This window comes from Leifsonia sp. 563 (assembly GCF_040545055.1).
Classification (GTDB): Bacteria; Actinomycetota; Actinomycetes; order Actinomycetales; family Microbacteriaceae; genus Leifsonia.
In genome coordinates this window covers 794,230-809,698 of sequence record NZ_JBEPLE010000001.1, presented here as the reverse complement: position 1 = coordinate 809,698, position 15,469 = coordinate 794,230, and the positions used below count along the sequence as shown (strand labels likewise).

The 15,469-nt window shown below is 69.7% G+C and carries 18 protein-coding genes; 6 read left to right on the top strand and 12 right to left on the bottom strand.

From position 1 onward, the window contains the following. Positions 1-22: 22 nt before the first annotated feature. A complete protein-coding gene (locus tag ABIC47_RS03940) occupies positions 23-1,210 on the bottom strand; it encodes an LLM class flavin-dependent oxidoreductase (protein ID WP_018192380.1) in 1,188 nt (395 codons plus the stop codon). 125 nt (positions 1,211-1,335) lie between these two features. Then, the gene (locus tag ABIC47_RS03935; protein ID WP_354477383.1) at positions 1,336-2,217 is read right to left on the bottom strand and encodes a LysM peptidoglycan-binding domain-containing protein; all 882 of its coding nucleotides are present in this window, start codon (positions 2,215-2,217) and stop codon (positions 1,336-1,338) included. Between the two features lie 107 nt (positions 2,218-2,324). On the opposite strand from ABIC47_RS03935, the gene ABIC47_RS03930 reads away from it, so the two are divergent. Beyond that, on the top strand, positions 2,325-3,245 hold the full coding sequence (locus ABIC47_RS03930) for a DMT family transporter (RefSeq protein ID WP_354477380.1): 921 nt from the start codon (positions 2,325-2,327) through the stop codon (positions 3,243-3,245). On the opposite strand, the gene ABIC47_RS03925 is transcribed toward ABIC47_RS03930, so the two are convergent. The 4 genes from ABIC47_RS03925 to ABIC47_RS03910 form a co-directional block, all read right to left on the bottom strand. Beyond that, positions 3,242-4,288: an alpha/beta hydrolase gene (locus ABIC47_RS03925; protein WP_354477377.1), complete on the bottom strand. Its 1,047-nt coding sequence runs from the start codon at positions 4,286-4,288 to the stop codon at positions 3,242-3,244. The two genes, ABIC47_RS03930 and ABIC47_RS03925, sit on opposite strands and share 4 nt — an antisense overlap. Before the next feature lie 117 nt (positions 4,289-4,405). Continuing rightward, positions 4,406-6,724 carry a phosphoribosylformylglycinamidine synthase subunit PurL gene (gene purL, locus ABIC47_RS03920; RefSeq protein ID WP_354477374.1) on the bottom strand — a complete coding sequence of 773 codons (2,319 nt, stop codon included), beginning with the start codon at positions 6,722-6,724 and terminating at the stop codon, positions 4,406-4,408. A 66-nt stretch (positions 6,725-6,790) separates the two neighbouring features. After that, on the bottom strand, positions 6,791-7,597 hold the full coding sequence (locus ABIC47_RS03915) for a hypothetical protein (protein WP_354477371.1): 807 nt from the start codon (positions 7,595-7,597) through the stop codon (positions 6,791-6,793). After that, positions 7,594-8,157, bottom strand: a complete 564-nt coding sequence (locus ABIC47_RS03910; RefSeq protein ID WP_354477368.1) for an RNA polymerase sigma factor — start codon at positions 8,155-8,157, stop codon at positions 7,594-7,596. The genes ABIC47_RS03915 and ABIC47_RS03910 overlap by 4 nt, the downstream gene beginning before the upstream one ends. 256 nt (positions 8,158-8,413) lie before the next feature. On the opposite strand from ABIC47_RS03910, the gene ABIC47_RS03905 reads away from it, so the two are divergent. The 5 genes from ABIC47_RS03905 to ABIC47_RS03885 all read left to right on the top strand — a co-directional run bounded on the left by ABIC47_RS03905 (position 8,414) and on the right by ABIC47_RS03885 (position 10,277). Then, positions 8,414-8,803, top strand: coding sequence for a hypothetical protein (locus tag ABIC47_RS03905; RefSeq protein ID WP_354477366.1), 390 nt, complete (start codon positions 8,414-8,416; stop codon positions 8,801-8,803). A 49-nt stretch (positions 8,804-8,852) separates the two neighbouring features. After that, the gene (locus ABIC47_RS03900) at positions 8,853-9,098 is read left to right on the top strand and encodes a hypothetical protein (protein ID WP_089878186.1); all 246 of its coding nucleotides are present in this window, start codon (positions 8,853-8,855) and stop codon (positions 9,096-9,098) included. Next, positions 9,099-9,464 (top strand): hypothetical protein, encoded by a 366-nt coding sequence (locus ABIC47_RS03895; protein ID WP_354477363.1) that lies wholly within the window; start codon positions 9,099-9,101, stop codon positions 9,462-9,464. 36 nt (positions 9,465-9,500) lie between these two features. Beyond that, positions 9,501-9,818 carry a hypothetical protein gene (locus ABIC47_RS03890; protein ID WP_089878180.1) on the top strand — a complete coding sequence of 106 codons (318 nt, stop codon included), beginning with the start codon at positions 9,501-9,503 and terminating at the stop codon, positions 9,816-9,818. 93 nt (positions 9,819-9,911) lie between these two features. Continuing rightward, positions 9,912-10,277 (top strand): TfoX/Sxy family protein, encoded by a 366-nt coding sequence (locus ABIC47_RS03885; protein WP_354477360.1) that lies wholly within the window; start codon positions 9,912-9,914, stop codon positions 10,275-10,277. A gap of 4 nt (positions 10,278-10,281) precedes the next feature. Here ABIC47_RS03885 and purQ read toward each other — a convergent pair whose 3' ends face one another. Genes purQ through kynA form a run of 6 tightly spaced genes read right to left on the bottom strand, consistent with a single transcriptional unit; the run spans position 10,282 to position 15,462 of the window. Further along, the gene (gene purQ, locus ABIC47_RS03880) at positions 10,282-10,980 is read right to left on the bottom strand and encodes a phosphoribosylformylglycinamidine synthase subunit PurQ (protein ID WP_354477357.1); all 699 of its coding nucleotides are present in this window, start codon (positions 10,978-10,980) and stop codon (positions 10,282-10,284) included. Further along, positions 10,980-11,240, bottom strand: coding sequence for a phosphoribosylformylglycinamidine synthase subunit PurS (gene purS, locus ABIC47_RS03875; RefSeq protein ID WP_029042938.1), 261 nt, complete (start codon positions 11,238-11,240; stop codon positions 10,980-10,982). The genes purQ and purS overlap by 1 nt, the downstream gene beginning before the upstream one ends. A 50-nt stretch (positions 11,241-11,290) precedes the next feature. After that, positions 11,291-12,172 carry a PaaX family transcriptional regulator gene (locus ABIC47_RS03870; RefSeq protein ID WP_354477354.1) on the bottom strand — a complete coding sequence of 294 codons (882 nt, stop codon included), beginning with the start codon at positions 12,170-12,172 and terminating at the stop codon, positions 11,291-11,293. Further along, entirely contained in the window at positions 12,165-13,439 is a 1,275-nt protein-coding gene (locus ABIC47_RS03865; RefSeq protein WP_354477351.1) for a kynureninase, read from the bottom strand. Before ABIC47_RS03865 ends, ABIC47_RS03870 begins: the two co-directional genes overlap by 8 nt. After that, complete coding sequence (locus ABIC47_RS03860) at positions 13,436-14,605, bottom strand: amidohydrolase family protein (RefSeq protein WP_354477348.1); 1,170 nt, start codon at positions 14,603-14,605, stop codon at positions 13,436-13,438. Before ABIC47_RS03860 ends, ABIC47_RS03865 begins: the two co-directional genes overlap by 4 nt. Then, complete coding sequence (gene kynA, locus ABIC47_RS03855; RefSeq protein WP_018192360.1) at positions 14,602-15,462, bottom strand: tryptophan 2,3-dioxygenase; 861 nt, start codon at positions 15,460-15,462, stop codon at positions 14,602-14,604. Before kynA ends, ABIC47_RS03860 begins: the two co-directional genes overlap by 4 nt. Positions 15,463-15,469: the final 7 nt, after the last annotated feature.

Sequence of the window (15,469 nt, the reverse complement as noted above, 5' to 3'; positions counted from 1 at the left end):
GGTCGGTGGATGCCGCCGGGCGTCAGAGCGCCGGGTAGCTCACCTCGACCTGCTCGTCGGTGTCCTGGTAGGGGGACGCGCCGGTGACGTTGTCGCCGCGGTTCGCGTTCGGGCGCGGCTGGCGCGGGTCCGCGTCGCCGTACTTCGCCTTCACGAGGGACGCGTGGGTGGGGGCGTCCGGCGTCTCAGGATCCTTGCGCGCCTCGGTCTCCTTGCGGAGGACGGGGATGACGTGCTCGCCGAGCAGGTCCAGCTGCTCGAGGACCGTCTTGAGCGGCAGGCCGGCGTGGTCCATCAGGAACAGCTGGCGCTGGTAGTCGCCCGCCCACTCGCGGAACGTCAGCGTCTTGTCGATGACCTCCTGCGGGCTGCCGACGGTCAGCGGGGTCGCATCCGTGAACTCCTCCATCGTCGGCCCGTTGCCGTAGACCGGGGCCTCGTTGAAGTAGGGGCGGAACTGGTTCTTCGCGTCCTGCGAGTTCTTCGCGATGAAGGCCTGGCCGCCGAGTCCGACGATCGCCTCCTTCGCGGTTCCGTGGCCGTAGTGCTCGAAGCGCTCACGGTAGAACGCGATCAGACGCTGGAAGTGCTCCTTCGGCCAGAAGATGTTGTTGGCGAAGAACCCGTTGCCGTAGAACGCGGCCTGCTCGGCGATCTCGGGGGTGCGGATGCTGGCGTGCCAGACGAACGGCGGCACGTCGTCGAGGGGGCGCGGCGTGGAGGTGAAGCCCTGCAGCGGCGTGCGGAAGCGTCCCTCCCAGTCGACGACGTCCTCGCGCCACAGGCGGTGCAGGAGGTTGTAGTTCTCGAGCGCGAGCGGAAGGCTCTGGCGGATGTCCTGGCCGAACCACGGGTACACCGGGCCGGTGTTCCCGCGCCCGACCATGAGGTCCATGCGGCCCTTCGACAGGTGCTGGAGCATCGCGTACTCCTCGGCGATGCGCACCGGGTCGTTCGTGGTGATGAGGGTGGTGGATGTGGTGACCGTGAGCCGCTCGGTGAGAGCGGCGATGTGGGCCAGCAGGGTGGTGGGCGACGAGGAGAAGAACGGCGGGTTGTGGTGCTCGCCGATGGCGAAGACGTCCAGCCCGACCTCCTCCGCGTGCTTCGCGATCTTCACGATCGCGTCGATGCGCTCCGCCTCGCTCGGCGTCTCACCGGACACGGGGTCGCGGGTGATGTCGCTGACGGAGAAGATTCCGTACTGCATGACTGGCTCCTCAGGTTTGTTCTCGCCGTTTCTATGCAAACGCATACAACGCGACAGGGGGCGAGGTATTCCCATCCTGGCGCGCGCGGTCGCATGGGGGTAGGCCGGCGGTGTGAAACCGCAGGTCAGAGGGCTTGAGGATCGAGGTTCAGCGACTGATTCTCGAGCAGGTTGAGGCTGCCGTCGTACGCGCGACCGCTCGGGTTCAGCCAGAGCAGGTCCTGCGACGTGATGCCGAACCGCTGCGCGACGCCGTCGAACGTGTCCCCGGCCGCCACGACATAGCGCGCGGGAGCGCCGGAGGAGGTCGTCTCCGGGACACTGCCTGCCGCACCCGCACGCGCACCGCCGTCGACGGGATGGACGTTGGTCGCCCGCTCGGGGATCGACCAGCGGACCGTGTTCACCGCGAGCACCTTGTCCGGGCCGAGCTCGACGGGCACGCCGTCGGGCGACGCGACGGACGAGTAGGTCACCAGGGCGCCGAGGTACGACGGGTTGCCGATGTAGCCCAGCGGGACCGTCGAGGCGGCGGCCGCGCCGGCCGTGGGTCCGCCGAGGGCGTGGTCGGCGACGCCATGCCAGGTGAGGCCGTCCCCGACCTGCGGCGGAACGTCGATCAACGTGACAGAGACAGGTACCGGGACGCTCGAGGTGAAGCCGCTGTATTGGATCGAGTACGTGTTGTCGCCGTTCGACACGATCCGGTAGTGGAAGTGGATGCTGCCCTTGGGCGACGCGACACTCGCCTCGGCGACGGTGGTGCCCGACGGGACCGGAGTGAGTGTCGGTGGCGGAGGCGGCGGTGTCGTCGGCGTCGGCGTCGCGCTGGGCGTCGGCGTCGGCGACGCGGAGTGCGTCGGCTTCGGCTTCGCCGTCGTGTGCCGCGCCACCGGCTTCGCGTGCGCGCCTCCGTCGAAGAGCGCGCAGCCGGACAGTGCGATGGCGAGCGCGACAAGCATCCCCGCGGCCGCAGCGGTGCGGACGCGCCTGTTCGTTCTGTACATGGTTCCCCCCTCGGGGAACGCTACCAAATACCGGCTGGCCGGATCTCATCCATCCGTGTCCGATTCCCGCGCGCGCCGGGTCGGCGGCACCCGCTAGCGTCGACAGGGTGAAGGTCGCTCTGCAGTTCGTCGCCATGGGTCTCGTGTGGGGCGCCAGCTTCCTCTTCATGAAGGTGGCGCTCGAGGGCGTGAGCTTCGGGCAGGTCGCGTGGGCGCGGCTCGTGTTCGGGGCACTGACTCTGGGCGTCATCGCGCTGATCATGCGCGTGCGGTTGCCGCGCGAGCCGATCGTCTGGGTGCACTTCGCGGTCGTCGCGGTCACCTACTGCGTCATCCCGTTCCTCCTGTTCGCCTGGGCCGAGCAGTACGTCTCGTCCAGCCTCGCGAGCATCTACAACGCCGTCACGCCGATCACGACGGCGATCCTCGTCACCGCCGCGTTCCGGGTCGAGAAGCTCAACCGCGACCAGGTGCTCGGCGTGCTGATCGGTGTCGTCGGTGTCGTCGTGGTGGTCGGGCCCTGGGCGGTGGACGCGCTGGCCGGCAGCCTCTGGGGCCAGCTCGCTTGCCTCGGGGCGGTCACGTGCTACGGGTTCAGCTTCGGCTACATCCGCAAGTTCATCAGCCCGCGAGCGGTGTCCGCGACGACGAGCGCATTCATGAACATCGGGTTGGCGGCGGTCATCATGATCCTTCTGACGCCCGTGGTGGCGTGGCACCCGATCACGTTCAGCTGGCCGGTGCTGCTCTCCCTGCTGGCGCTCGGGGCCCTCGGGACGGGCGTCGTCTACATCTGGAACATGAACGTGCTGCGCGCGTGGGGTCCGACCGCGACGTCGGGTGTCACCTACGTGACGCCGGTGGTCGGCGTGGCCCTCGGCATCCTCGTCCTCGGCGAACACCTGACGTGGAACGAACCGGTGGGCGCCGTGATCGTGTTCGCGGGCATCCTGCTCACCCAGCAGCGCGTCCGGCTGTTCACCCGGCGTCAGGCCGAGCTGGCCGCCCAGGAGGCCGCGGCGCGTTAGCTGTGGGCGCGGAGGAAGGCGATCGTCGCATCCAGCGCCGTGTGCGCCTCCGCGAACTTCAGATGGAACTGGTACTCGTGCGGCAGCGCGGGCTCGTGGTCGGCGGGCCAGAACAGCTCGGTCACGTCCACACCCTTCGCCCGGAGGGCGGCGGCCATCGGGACGGACTGCGTCCAGGTGAGTCCGTCGCCGTTCCCGCCGGAGATGTAGGTCGGCGGGAAGGCGGAGGTGACGTGCTGGATGGTCGACATGGTCGATCCGACGTAGGTCTGCGACCAGTCCTTCGTGCCGCTGTACGACCACAGGGCGGTCTTGAAGCCCCAGCCGTCGATCCCGGTCAGGCTGGCGAGCGCGTCGAGGTCATAGACGCCGCAGTTGAGCACGACGGCCGACAGCTGGTCCGGCTGGAGTGCGGGTGCGATCCCCATGAGGTTCGCGTACTCGGGGCTGGTGGTCAGGACGGCGAGCTGGCTGGCGAGCTGCGACCCGGCCGAGTCGCCGGCGAGGATGATGTGACTCGGGTCGATGCCGAGCGTCTCGGCGTGCGCGTCGAGGTACGCGAGCGCGTCGTTGAGCTGGCGCACGGCGGTCGGGTAGGTCGCCTCGGGCCCGACGGTGTAGTTGAGGCCGACGGTCGTGAACCCCTGGTCGGCCAGGATGCGCAGGTAGGGGTCGACGTCGGAGCTGACGCCCGAGATCCAGGCGCCGCCGTGGATCCAGACGACGGTCGGGAGCGGGTCCGTCGCGCTGTCGGGGCGGAAGACGTCGAACGTCGTGTCGGGCGATCCCGGCGCGTAGCGGAGCCCGGTCTGCGCCGTCACACCGGTGGTCGGCACGAACGGCTTCATTTCGGCGACCGTCTCGGCGGCGCCCCTCTCGAAGACGCTGCGGATCACCAGGGCGGACGGCCATGGGGACGACGACGCGAGGCTGGCGAGGATGAGCAGGCACAGCAGCACGATGGCGGTGACGGACACGACGCGGCGGGCGCGCCGCGAGAGCAGTGGAGGCGTCGGCAGCTCGTCGGCGCGGGCACGGGTCATGCCCTCACCGTAGCGACCCCCACCGCCGGCTCCTGAGTTTTTCGGCCTCCGACCGCGTGTCGGGGGCGAAAAACTCCGGAGCGGATGGCTGGGGAGGTGGCGCGGGAGGCGGGGGAGTTACGCGACCGTCGGGCCGAAGTGCTCGGGGAGCGTGGAGCGGTGGACGCCGCGGAGCTCCTCCAGGCCGATCGTGAAGAGGTCCTGCACCTCGAGCACGGGCTGGGCGCCGACCTCGGCGTCCGTCACGCCGATGCGGAGCGCGGGGATGCCGCGGCCGGCGCACAGGCCGCGGAACTTCACGTCGTCCTCGCGTGGGACGGTGACCAGGACGCGCGCGGTCGACTCCGAGAAGAGCGCGGTCGCCGCATCCACCCCGTCGCGCTCCTCGATCTCGGTGAGCCAGACGCGGGCGCCGACGCCGAAGCGGATGACGCTCTCGGCGAGGGCCTGCGCCAGGCCGCCGTCGGCGAGGTCGTGCGCGGACGAGACCAGACCCTCCAGCGAGGCCGCGTGCAGCGCCTCGGCGAGCGAGCGCTCGGCGTCGAGGTCGACCGCCGGCGGGTGTCCGCCGAGGTGGCCGTGGATGGTGCCGGCCCAGGCCGAGCCGTCCAGCTCCTCGCGGGTGATGCCGAGGAGGTAGATGTTCTCGCCCTCGTCCTGCCAGCCGCTCGGGATGCGGCGGGCGACGTCGTCGATCACGCCGAGCACTCCGACCACGGGGGTCGGGAAGATCGGGGTGTCGCCGGTCTGGTTGTAGAAGGAGACGTTGCCGCCGGTGACCGGGATCTCGAGCTCCAGGCAGGCGTCCGAGAGTCCTTCGACGGCCTGCGAGAACTGCCACATGACCTCGGGGTTCTCCGGGCTGCCGAAGTTGAGGCAGTCGGTCACCGCGACCGGCACCGCGCCGGAGGCGGCGACGTTGCGGTACGCCTCGGCCAGCGCCAGCTTGGCGCCCTGCTTCGGGTCGAGCTGGCAGTAGCGGCCGTTGGCGTCGGTCGCGATGGCGAAGCCGAGGCCCGACTCCTCGTCGACGCGGATCATGCCCGCGTCGTCCGGGAAGGCCAGCGCAGTGTTGCCGCCGACGAAGTAGTCGTACTGGTCGGTGACCCAGCCCTTGTCGGCGAGGTTGGCGCTGCCGAGGAGGGCGAGCGTCTGCTCGCGCAGCTCGTCGCCGGTCGTCGGGCGGGCGAGCACGGAGGCCGAGTCGTCTTGCAGGGCGTCGATCCAGGTCGGGTAGGCGACAGGACGCTCGTACACCGGGCCGTCGACCGCGACGGTTCGCGGGTCGACGTTGACGATCTCCTCGCCGTTCCAGTTGATGACGAGGCGGCCGGTCTCGGTGACCTCGCCCAGCACGCTGGTCTCGACATCCCACTTGGCGGTGACGGCGAGGAAGGCGTCGAGCAGCTCCGGCTTGACGACGGCCATCATGCGCTCCTGGCTCTCCGACATGAGGATCTCCTCAGCGGTGAGGCTCGGGTCGCGCAGGAGCACCTTGTCGAGCTCGATGAACATCCCGCCGTCGCCGTTGGAGGCGAGCTCGCTGGTCGCGCAGGAGATGCCGGCGGCGCCCAGATCCTGGATGCCCTCGACCAGCTTGTCGCGGAACAGCTCCAGGCAGCACTCGATGAGCATCTTCTCGGCGAACGGGTCGCCGACCTGCACGGCCGGACGCTTGGTCGGGCCGCCCGCGGAGAACGTGTCGGACGCGAGGATGCTGGCCCCGCCGATCCCGTCGCCGCCGGTGCGCGCACCGAACAGCACGACCTTGTTGCCCGCGCCGGACGCGTTCGCCAGGTGCAGGTCCTCGTGGCGGAGCACGCCGACCGAGAGGGCGTTGACCAACGGGTTGCCCTGGTACACCGGGTCGAAGTAGGTCTCGCCGCCGATGTTCGGCAGGCCGAGGCAGTTGCCGTAGAAGGAGATGCCGGAGACGACGCCGTGCACGACGCGCGCGGTGTCCGGGTTGTCGATGGCGCCGAAGCGCAGCTGGTCCATCACGGCGACCGGGCGCGCGCCCATCGAGATGATGTCGCGCACGATGCCGCCGACGCCGGTCGCGGCGCCCTGGAACGGCTCGATGTAGGAGGGGTGGTTGTGCGACTCCACCTTGAAGGTGACCGCCCAGCCCTCGCCGACATCCACGACGCCGGCGTTCTCGCCCATGCCGACCATGAGGTTCTTCTTCATCGCCGGGCTGACCTTCTGGCCGAACTGCCGCAGGTAGATCTTCGACGACTTGTAGGAGCAGTGCTCCGACCACATCACCGAGTACATCGCCAGCTCGCCGCTGGTGGGGCGGCGGCCGAGGATCTCGCGGATGCGGGCGTACTCGTCCTCCTTGAGCCCGAGCGCCGCGAACGGCTGCTCCCGCTCCGGGGTCTCGATCGCGTTCGCGACAGTGTCGACGACGTGGGCGGTGGCGGTGTCGGTCACGCGGGCACTCCAGGCTGGGCGGGGCTGGGCGGGGATGTGCTCCAGTCTACCGGGCTGTGGAGACGGTCAGGCCGGGCAGCGCTCGTAGGGAATGGTCTGAACGCTCTCGTTCTCGACGGGAAGGTCGGCCGCATCGGCGATCTGGATATCTACGACCATGCCGCCAGCGATACTGAATACGATCCATGAGCCGTGCCCGTTCGTGATTGCGTACTGCGGCAGGCCGCGCACGGTGATCGTGTTGGTGAGGGCGGGATAGGCCGCCTCCAGTTCGTCCAGGGTCGAGCCCAGTCCGATGCCGGAGCTTGTCTTGGGGGAGTCGGCCTGTGATTGCGGCAGCTGCGGCTGGGAGATCCCGAGCACGATGGCAGCGGTTCGTTGTCCTCCGTCTTGCGAGCCCGCAATTCGGACGACGAGATCGCTGGTTGCCTCGAGATCCAGATAGCTCGCGGAGCAGATCTGCTCTGTGACGTCCTTCAGAGTCGGAGCGACTGCTCGCTGAGCGTCGAAGGGCGCCTCCAGCTTGAACGGCCCGACCCCATCGAATCCGATGACCCAGGTCGACGGGTCGGCCGGGTCCTGCACCGGGACGGCTGGGATGGGGGTCGAGGTCGGCGTCGGCGTGGGAGTCGGCGTCGGCGTTACGGTCGGCGTCGGGCTGGGCGCCGCTGCGGGCGTCAGGTCGATGAGGCCGGTGCCGAGCGCATAGGCGACCGAGCCGCCGGAGATGGTCAGGGCGAGCACAACCAGCGTCGCCACCAGCGCAGTGCGCTTGCGGCCGCCCGCGCGTCCGGGGTGGGCGGCCGCGTTGTCGACCACCAGTTCGCGGATCGCCGCCTTGCGTCGCGGGTCGAAGGTGGGCTCGTCGCTCATCGCTCTCCTCCGTTCATCAGTTCTGCGAGTCGGGACTTGGCGCGGGACAGGCGCGACTTCACGGTTCCGGGCGCGATCCCCAGCGCCTCTGCCGCTTCGGCCGTGCTGAGTTCTTCGAGCACGCAGAGCGTCAGGATGTCCTGGTCGCGTCTCGGCAGCGTCGCGAGCGCCGTACGCAACGCGGCTCGGCGCGCATCCCGGTCGATGCGGTCGTCCACGGCGGTCGCATGATCGGGCGAGTGCTCCGGGGGTGGCAGCTGCTGCAGGCCGTCCCGGTAGCGGCGTGAGGCGCGTGCAAAGTTGCGGAAGACGAAGTTCGTCATCACCAGCAGCCAGCCGATGACAGAGCCGTTCACGACCCGCATCGAATCCCGCCGGCGCCACGCTTCGAGGAACACGACAGCGGTCACGTCCTCCGCGTCGTGGATGGACGCGGTCAGCCGAACGGCCTGGCGGAACACGCGGTCGTGGTGCAGGTCGAACAGTGCCCCGAACGCATCCGCATCACCGGCGTTCACGCGTTCGAGCACGTCCGGCTCGTCGATTCGGATACCCCTCACATCTATGAAGTGTCCACGACGGAGGTCGCGGTTCCCGAATCCCGAACACTGGGCCGCTGACCTTATCTGGCCTATCCGGCAACCCAGCGCTCTTCGCCATGAAGCGGTGAGAACGAGTGACTCAGCAGCGGAGTGGGCTCGGCGGGTCCGCACTGCTGCAAATATGGACGTGGGTCGAAAGGGTTGGAATGCGGCCATCTAGGTGAGGGGCGAGAGCATATCGTGACGAAAGCGGACCGGAACGGGAGCAGCCGAGGTGAAGAGCGCATCCGTCGTCTCTGAGGACAACGATCTGTTCGACAAGTTCGCATCGCTGCTCGCCGAGAACGGCGGTCACCGCACTCCGGATATGGCCCAACTCGTCGATGCCGAGGGCCGCATGCTCACCGTGTTCGCCACGACGTCCGACGAGTGGCTGGCGGAGTTGCAGCTACCTCCGGAAACGCCGGAACGCACTGTGGGGCGTCCGCCTGTGTCGCCGCTCTCGTCACTCACCGCCTGCACGGTGGAGTGTCGTTGGGAGACGGTGTTCGTATCCTGGGTCCAGCGGCTTGCGCGGCAGAGTTCGACCGACGTGTGGGTACTCGATGGGGATGACGTGCTCTGGGCATCCGACCAGCTCGACGCCGACGCGTTGCGCCTGTGATGCTTGGGCCACATCTCGAAGCTTTGGGGGGACATTGACGACGTTTCGGATGCTGTCGGCCGACACCATCGAGGAACTGTCCGGATCGACCGTTCACATCCTCGGCAGAACCGGTCTGCGCGTGACGCTGGGTGGCGACACGTACACGATCGACTCCGAGATGCTCGCACTGCCGATGAGCATCGTGCTGTATCGGAACTCAGTGGCGCCCGATGCTCCAGCCGGTTCAGCTGGAGTGTGTCAGTTCGCCGTCGATGCACTCACGTGGGCCGGGTTCGCGGTCGAGACGATCTGAATGAGCGTCTACTACCTCAGCTCCCTCGACTCCTCGCTGTTCGAGCCCGTGCGACGATGCACCGTGATCACGACGCTCGCCTTCGACGCCGGCAGATCGGCGCTCGAGGTCGACCTGGATCCCGCGGTCGTCGGGCAGAACTTCAACGTGGGCGAAGATCTGCGCCGCTTCATCCTGACATCCCGGTTCCAGGGGGACGATGTGGCGGCCATCGACCACTTTCCGTTCTTCGCCTACATCTGTCTGCCCAGGACCGGATCGCCGGAGCGCGAAACTCCTCTCCGCGCCGCCGATGTCGATATCGTCGGCCGGGGCGAGCTGTACCGCACAGCGGAGGATGCCTCGGCGCACCGGTTCGACCCGTAGGCGGGAGCGACGATGAAGACGCATCGGAGGGTGGCAGTGTCGGATGAACTCGACTTCGACAACGCAATGGCGAACGCGACCGCCGCGATTCTCGCGTCTGGCACCGACCGGATCTATTCGGTGCTCATGGCCGCCGGTCATCGCTTCGGCGACCTCATGGCGACCCGCCACGGTCCCGCGGCCTACCGAATCTGGATGAACATCAGCGACCTCGTCGACGACGATCGGGGCCCGCTGTCCGAGGAGGAGGCGCTGTCCGTCGCAACACAGGCGGCACGAGAATGGCAGACACTCGACACCCGGTCGCAGGAACAAGTGGACGCCTATTTCGCCCGCTGGTCGGACAGCGTCTGACCTTGCCGTGCAGCAGCGCGGCGGTTCCGCAGAGGTAAGCCGGATGGCCGCGCCGCAGCGCCCGGCGCTATCGTGTCCCGCGAGGAGGCCGCTATGCACGTTCCGCGCCCGTCGAAGGAGACCGAGGAGCTGTTCCGCTCGGTGGTGCCTGAGGCGCCCGATGTGCGCATCCGGCCGATGTTCGCCAACCTGGCCGCGTTCGTGAACGGCAACATGTTCGCCGGGCTGTTCGGCGACCAGGTCGGGGTGCGCCTTCCCGACCAGGCGGTGCGCGACGAGCTGATGGCGATCGACGGCGCCGGCCCGTACGGACCGCCGGAGCGGCCCTTGGGCGGGTACGTCGCGATGCCGGAGGTATGGAAGTCGGAGCCCGACCGGCTGCGCGAGTGGATCGGCGTGGCGCTGGATCAGGTCCGGGCGATGCCGCCCAAGGGTCCGCGGGGGGCCGCGGCGAAGTGAGGCGCTACGCCTCGACGAGGGCCGAGCGGATGACGGAAGTGAAGAACGTGAGGCCGTCCGTGCCCGAGCGCATCGCGTCGCGGGTGTCCGGGCCGAAGCCGGGCTCGACCGCGTGCTCCGGGTGCGGCATGAGGCCGACCACGTTGCCGCGCTCGTTGCGGACACCGGCGATGTCGTCGAGCGAGCCGTTCGGGTTGACGTCCTTGTAGCGGAAGACGACGAGGCCTTCGCCCTCGAGTCGTGCGAGTTCCTCGGCCGACGCGATGAAGCCGCCCTCGCCGTTCTTGAGGGGGATGACGATCTCCTGGCCCTGCTCGAACCCGTTCGTCCACGGCGTCTGCGTGTTCTCGACCGTGAGGTGCTGGTCGCGCCGGATGAAGGTGCCGTGGTCGTTGCGGATCAGGCCCCCGGCGACGAGGTGCGCCTCTGCCAGCATCTGGAAGCCGTTGCAGATGCCCAGCACGGGCATCCCCTTCTCGGCCGCATCCACGACCTCGGTCATGATCGGCGAGAGGGAGGCGATGGCACCGCAGCGCAGGTAGTCGCCGTAGCTGAAGCCGCCCGGCAGCACGAGGGCGTCGACGCCCTGCAGGTCGTGCTCGCCGTGCCACAGCGCGACCGGCTCGGCACCGGCGAGACGGACCGCCCGCAGTGCGTCGCGGTCGTCGAGCGAGCCGGGGAAGGTGATGACGCCGATGCGCATCAGGCGTCCACCTCGGCCGGGTAGTGGATGCCCACCACGTCTTCGATCACGGAGTTGGAGAGGATCTCGTCCGCGATCTCCTGCACCGTCGCGCGGACCGCGTCGTCGATGGGGCCGTCGACGGTCAGCTCGAAACGCTTGCCGACACGCACCCCGCTGACGACGCCGCGACCGGTGCGGGCGAGCGCTCCAGCGACCGCCTTCCCCTGCGGGTCGAGCAGCTCAGCCTTGGGCATCACTTCAACAACGATCGTCGGCACGGGGACACTCCGCTCACTCGGGCGCAAAGGGTGGGGGTTTCGCGTCGATTCTACCGTGCGGAGACGGGGATGCGGTCCGGTGCCGCGACGGCTGCGGCGTGGGAGACGGCGCGCTCCTCCAGGTCCGCGCGCAGCCGACGGAACAGTTCCGCGGAGGCGGCGCCCGGCCAGTCCGGCCCGAGTGCTGCCGCAGGGAGCCCGGGATCGCGGTACGGGATCACGCGCCACTCGTCGAGGGCGCGCATCCACGTGGCGAACGCCTGGGCGTCGTCGAGGGGATGCGGCAGATCGCCGAACCGCGCGAGGAACGATTCGTGCGCGGCGCGGATCGCCGGGAGGTCGTACCAGCGGGCGAGACCGGCGGCGAGGTCTCCGCGCGGGGCGGCGTCCGCGAACATCGCCACGACCGGCGAACCGGAGGGGTGCACGTCGGCCGACGTGGTTGACACGGCGGAGGTCAGCTCCGCCTCCAGCTCTCCCTCTAGCGCCGCTGGCGCGATCCACAGGCCGTCGGCGACCGTGCCGCAACCGAGCGCGGCGAGGCGGCGGCGCAACCGGTCGCGCGAACCCCGGGCCCGTTCCGGGAAGGACAGCGAGACCAGCAGCCAGCGGGAGGCCTCCACGCGCTCGCCGAAGATGCGGGCGTCTCCGCGCTCCAGCATCGGAACGGCGGCGGGATCGAGGGCGTACCCGGCGACGCCGCCCAGGGGCTCCCGTCGGAGGACGCCCCGCGCGCACAGCCGCGCCAGGCTCGACCGGGCGGTCGCCGCGGGCACGCCGAGCGCATCCATGAGCCGGACGGCTCCCGCCGCGCTCATCCAGCCGCCGATCGGGCGCAGGACGCTGCCCACCACGGTGCGCAGCAGCGCCGTCGCGCTGCCGCTGGCGGCCTCGGGGTCGTCGCGGACGACACGAGTGGCGAGCTCAGTCATGGGTCAGTTCGCCGAGGGCGTCGCGCACCGCGGCCATCCCGGCGCAGACCTCCTCGAAGCTGGTGCTGAGCGGCGAGAGGCCGACGCGCAGGCCGTCCGGATCGCGGTAGTCGGGGATGACATCGCGCTGCCACAGCAGTGCCGTGACCTCGCGCATGGCCGGGTGGCTGAGCGTGATGTGACCGCCGCGGCGCTCCGGGTCGCGCGGCGACGCGAGGGTCACTCCGAGCGGGGTCAGCCACTCGTCGGCGAGGGCGACCGCGAACTCCGTCAGTGCGACCGACTTGGCCCGAACCGCGGCGATCCCGGCCTCCTCGATCATCGCGACGGTGTCGCGCATCGCGAGCATCCCGACGATGGGAGGTGTTCCGCTGAGGAAGCGCCGGATGCTGTCGGCCGGCACGTACTCCGGGCCCATCAGGAAGACGTCGCCGGCGCCCATCCACCCCTGGATCGGCTGGGCGAGGCGCGGGATGAGCCGCGCGTTCACGTAGCCGAAGGCGGGCGATCCGGGGCCACCGTTGAGGTACTTGTACGTGCAGCCGACGGCGAGGTCGACGCCCGCCTCGTCGAGCTCGATCGGCACCGACCCGGCGGAGTGGCAGAGGTCCCACAGCACCAGCGCGCCCGCGTCGTGGACGATGCGCGTGATCGTGTGCAGCTCGGCCAGGAAGCCGGACCGGTAGGCGACGTGGCTGAGCACGACGAGGGCGGTCTGCGGTCCGACGACCGCGGCGACCTGCTCCGGCGTCACCCCCGCCTCGGTGTCCGCCTCGATCCACACCAGGCGCAGGCCGCGCTCACGCGCGATGCCGTCGAGCAGGTAGCGGTCGGTCGGGAAGTTGTCTGTGTCGAGCACGATCTCGCTGCGCTCCGGGAGGCTGTCGACGGCCGCCCGGGCCAGCTTGTAGAGGAGGACGGTGGTCGAGTCGCCGATGAAGGTCTGGCCCGGCGCTGCGCCGAGCGCCGCACGCCCCAGGTCGTCGCCGATGGCGAACGGCAGCTCCATCCACTCCTCGTCCCACCCGCGGATGAGCCGGTCGCCCCACCCCTCGACGAGGAAGCGCTGGATGCGCTCGATGCTCGCTCGCGTCGGGCGGCCGAGCGAGTTGCCGTCGAAGTAGGCGGTCACCGTGCTCGTGCCGTCGTCGATGCCGGCGAAGCGCGTGCGGAAGGTCGCAAGCGGGTCGGCCGCGTCCAGGGCGCGTGCAGCGGTCAGCGGATCGGGCGACAGGGCGGCGGGAAGGGCGATGTCGAAGTCGGTCATGCGTGATCCTCGGGGGTGGAGGGAAGAGGGGATGCGGTGGGAGCGTCGGCGCTCAGGGTGCCGTCGGCCGCCGCTCGGGTGAGCGCGCGGGCCGTCAGCCCGCGGGCGGTGGCAAGCCAGCCGGGGAGGGCGTCCGGCTCAGCAGGGGGCGGCGCGGGCAGCCAGGCCAGGCGCGGGCCGACGGTCGGCATGACGTGATCGTCGGGGCGGCGCGGGCCGGCGATGGACCGGATCAGGGCGTCGGACTCGACGCCCGCGTCGAGCATCCCGCGCAGCTCCCGCTCGTTCACGCCGACGGCGAGTGGACCGTTGCCGAGATCGGTCCCATAGAGCACGAGGCCGCCGGCGCGCGCGAACCGGCCCAGGTTCTCCGACGCGATGCCGTGCTGCTCGGTGGGATCTCCCCAGCCGTGGATGTCGAGGGTGCTGACCCAGCCGATGCCGCGGCGGACGCATTCGGCGATGAGCTCGTCGTCGACCCGCTCGGTAAACGGCGCGTGGGCGAGCTGGTCGGCACCCGCTCGGACGGCCCGCGCGGTCTGACCGTCACCCTGCACGTGGACCGTGACGGGAACGCCCTGCGCGTGGGATTCCGCGACGATGCTGTGGAGAACGTGATCGTCCACAGTTTCACCGGCCTCGGTGTTGAGCGTGACCTTGATGCGGGAGGCTCCCATCATGATGTTCGCCCGAACCGCAAGCCGTGCCTCGCGCTCGCCGCCTACTTCCGTCGAGGAGCCCGGCGGCCCCCACCCGGCGTTGACCGGGTAGCCGCCCTCGCAGGTGATCAGCGATCCGACGATCGCGACGGCCGGGCGCGTGAGGTCGTCGGCGAGCCAGCCGGCGGCGACGGCCGGAACCCAGCCGAGGTCGATCGCGTGCGTGATGCCTCCGGCGAAGACGGCGTGCTGATCGGTCAGACCGACGTGCGTGTGATGGTCGGTGAGTCGAGGGAAGAGTGTGCCGCCGAGGTGGTGGTGCGGTGCCCGCGACGGGATGTCGTCGACCGGGTGGAGGCGCTCGCCGTCGCTGCGGAAGGTGGTGGGGCCGAGGAAGCGGTGGCCGTTCCAGACGGCGTCGACCGTGAGGTAGGCGTCGGTGCCTATGGGGTCGGGGCCTGTGGGGTGGGGGCGTGTGGGGTGGGTGTCTGCGGGCTGCTCGCTCATGCGGGCGCTCCGATCTCGGTGCGGACGGCGTAGAGCTCGGGGAAGAACGTGAGTTCGAGCGCCTTCTGCAGGAACGCCGCTCCCGTCGACCCGCCGGTGCCGGTCTTCATGCCGATGGTGCGCTGCACGGTCTTCAGGTGACGGAAGCGCCAGAGCTGGAAGTTGTCCTCCAGGTCGACGAACTCCTCGCAGGCCTCGTACTCGGGCCAATGGTCGTTGGCGTGCTCGTAGATCTCGCGGAACACCGGCACCAGCTCCGGGGTGAAGACGTGCGCCTGTGTGACGTCCCGCTCCAGCAGCGAGGTCGGCACGGCGAAACCGGCCCGCGCCAGGTAGCGCAGGAACTCGTCGTAGATGCTGGGCGCATCCAGCAGCTGCGCGAGGAGGGCGTGGGCGACCGGGTCGCTCTCGAAGACGCTCAGCATGCGGCGGTTCTTGTTGCCGAGCACGAACTCGACGGCGCGGTACTGGTACGACTGGAAGCCGGACGAGTTGCCGAGGAAGCCGCGGAACTCCGCGTACTCGGTCGGGGTGAGCGTCGCGAGCACCGACCACTGCTCGGTGAGCGTGCGCTGGATGTGCTTCACGCGGGCGATGCGCTTGAGTGCGGGCGAGAGGTCGTCGGCGCGCAGAAGGTCGCGCGCCGACTCGAGTTCGTGGAGCACCAGCTTCAGCCACAGCTCCGTCGTCTGGTGCTGGATGATGAACAGCAGCTCGTCGTGATGCTCCGGGCGGCTCACCGGTCGCTGCGCGCTGAGCAGCGTGTCGAGCTCCAGGTAGGAGCCGTACGACATCCGCTCCCGGAAGTCGGTGACGATGTCGGGATCGAACTCTCGGGTGTTGTCGCCGTCGGCCATGCTGCAA